A 2287-nucleotide genomic window follows, 5' to 3' on the forward strand; every position below is an offset into this window, starting at 1 on the left:
GTTCAGTGTACCGGCCTTCCAGGTAGTGGGTATATTCGTGCCTTAGCAATTCCTCTAGCGTTAAAGTAGACTCGGCGGCTGTACGCTCATAGGTATAAAACGTAGCCCCGCGCTCAATGTATATTCCCCCGTTGTCGGTATCCAGGCCCTCGAGATACCACTGCCAATCTTCGTATGCTGCCCGTGTACCATAAATTCGCATAGTCAGTACATCATTGGTATCGTCGGCCAAAGGCGTAGCAAAGCCGGTCTTCCGAACGTACTGGGCTTTGACTTGTTTGATAGCGAGATAAAGCTGTCGCGCTTTAGGCAAGTCAACAGCAGTTTGCATCACCAATTTGCCATCATCAAACGTATATGTGTTTGGGAAAGCCAACGCTCGAAGTTCCGGCTCAAGTGCCTGGCGACAAAGCCCATACGGTGAGCAATCGACGCCAAGGAAATCCACTGTACTGGCCACAGCCATGAAGGGACCTGAGAACCGTTCGTAATGACCAAGAAGGTCTTGCAGATGCTCGCGCATCAAATCTCGTGTGCTTGGATACCTTAACAAGTTCGCGTACGCTAAGGCAGAGTTGTACGCTAATCGCTTGCTAGTACCAGTCATCTCAGTTATGGGTTCGCTCATGAAGGTCGCGGCGCGGAACAACAAGCCTTCATACTGAGTGGCATTCGCGCCTACAATCTGTATCCAATCAGCATCGCCGTTGTTGGCCCGGCGAGCGACCCATTCGAAGAAATTTGAAACGGCCTTGTATTGCTCTTCTGATCGGCTTGAATTGCTCATCACACCTTCCAAGTAACGAATACCCGTCGGAAGCAATGTCGCGTTTCGATCTGCTCCATCCGCTGCAACTAGGTAATCCCACATTACTAATGAGTGCTGTGGCGATGCATCCGTAAAGTATGCGTTTGCTGAGAAGGTCAACAGTGCATTCTCAACTGCTGAGCGCGTTTGCGAGTCAAAAACCAATGCGCCTTCGGAGAACCATGCAACATATTCTCCGGCCCGCAAATAGATCAACATCTGCCGTACCCCGCCCGGGTTGTCAGGAGTGTAGGCTGGAGCTTGCTGTCGAAGCGCTTCTGCCACAGACAGCATATTTTGATTGGAATAGAAGCCCAATGTGGCAGGATTAATCTCGAAAAACTGATGGCGGCTGTCCATACACGACGCATTCAATGAACTGATTCGTGTTACCAGCTCTGCACCGCTAAGCTTTAGAGTGGTATTCAGGTCAGCAGCGCAGTCTGGCACAGCCGCGGCCGCGCGCATTGCCCCCTGACGCGGAGTCGAGGATTTTGTAACAATAACGCTGCTTCCGACGGCGGAACGATGGCTGTGCGGCCTTCCAAAAAAAGGAGTGGCAATCTCTTCAGACCTCGGGATTAACTGAACGGCAGTATCACGGGCATACGCCCTTGACACAAGCAACACCAGCCCGATTGCAGCTGCCTGGCAAAGAATGGGAACGATTAGAAATCTTCTCTTCATAAATTGGTGGAATGCTGGTTGTAGATGCATAGTGGATGAGCCGTCACGGAGGGAAAGCTCCTCAGGACTCAGTTAAATTGCGAACCGATTAGTAGAGGGAGCGGCTCGTTGACTTAGGCAAAGACGCCGATATCAATTGGATTGATATTCGGGACCCCAACAAGCTCCGCTAGTCTTGTTAGCTCAGCTGGAGTCACCTGACTATCCTGGTCAGCTGACTTGAACAGAAATACCCCTGTCGAGTTACCGTCATTGACGAAAAACAGACGGCAATCGCCAACGGCATACGCTTGAGTTGAATTACCAATTACTTGTGCGGCATCTGTTACAGACAACGAAGTGGAGTGGGCTGTAAAAATGACATACTGGTATTTATTTTCGAAATTGACGCCACCCGGCATCACTGCAGCTAAGTCGATGGCACTACCGCCATTCCCCAGCGGAATGCCGCTGTGAGAAAACCATAGCTTGTCCGTTTTGGTCTCGAAGTCTGTGATCTTGGCCATTCCCTCGACAGAATAAAAGACGAAACCATCGCTTCCCGTACCGCCAGTCAGTATGTCATTCCCACCTTGGCCGGATAAGAAATCATTACCAGCGCCGCCGACGAGGGTATCGTTTCCGGCCCCACCCCACATGGAGTTATCCAGATCATTACCTATACCCAGAGATCCCCTTGAGCTGGTAATCACAAGGTCTTCCACGTTATTCGGCAGAGCGAAGCTTGGCATTGCGGTAAAAATCACATCCGTGCCGCCATTCGAAGCTTCCTTTACTACATCGCCGGAGGAG

Annotated in this window: 1 protein-coding gene and 1 pseudogene; both read right to left on the bottom strand. The window is 50.9% G+C overall.

Annotation, left to right across the window (positions count from 1 at the left end; translation table 11 throughout):
• Positions 1-1168: collagenase (locus AB4Z11_RS29840; RefSeq protein ID WP_442029525.1), on the bottom strand; the 1168-nt coding region annotated here is incomplete at its 3' end.
• A gap of 440 nt (positions 1169-1608) precedes the next feature.
• Positions 1609-2287 (bottom strand): annotated as a pseudogene (locus AB4Z11_RS29845) (hypothetical protein); the annotation flags it as partial.

Source organism: Pseudoduganella sp. RAF53_2 (assembly GCF_052113985.1).
GTDB lineage: Bacteria > Pseudomonadota > Gammaproteobacteria > Burkholderiales > Burkholderiaceae_D > Rugamonas.